Origin of the sequence: Zobellella taiwanensis, assembly GCF_003012795.1 — a bacterium.
Taxonomy (GTDB): Bacteria; Pseudomonadota; Gammaproteobacteria; order Enterobacterales; family Aeromonadaceae; genus Oceanimonas; species Oceanimonas taiwanensis.
In genome coordinates, this window is the sequence record NZ_PXYH01000095.1 from 1 (window position 1) to 254 (window position 254).

The 254-nt window shown below is 58.7% G+C and carries 1 protein-coding gene; it reads left to right on the top strand.

Annotation, left to right across the window (positions count from 1 at the left end; genetic code table 11):
* Positions 1 to 130 precede the first annotated feature (130 nt).
* On the top strand, positions 131 to 254 hold a 124-nt coding region (locus C7I36_RS18010; RefSeq protein ID WP_425445053.1), incomplete at its 3' end, for a hypothetical protein.

Genomic DNA, 254 nt, shown 5'->3' on the forward strand with positions numbered 1-254 from the left:
GAGCGATACCGTGGCGGCAGATTGCCAGAGCGCTAGTACCCGGACGGATCGCCTGAAACAGACCGGCAGCCAGACCGATCCTCGAAGCCGTCACCACAGAGATGAGCAGGCATGAGGAAATACTACACGGGTGCTGAAGCAGGTAATGAGTTGGTTAAGACGGCGACTGCGCTGCATCCAGCTCAAGCAGTGGAAAAAGCCGAGTCGGCTGCATCGGAGGCTGAAACAACTGGGTTACCAACCCCCGTTCCGGC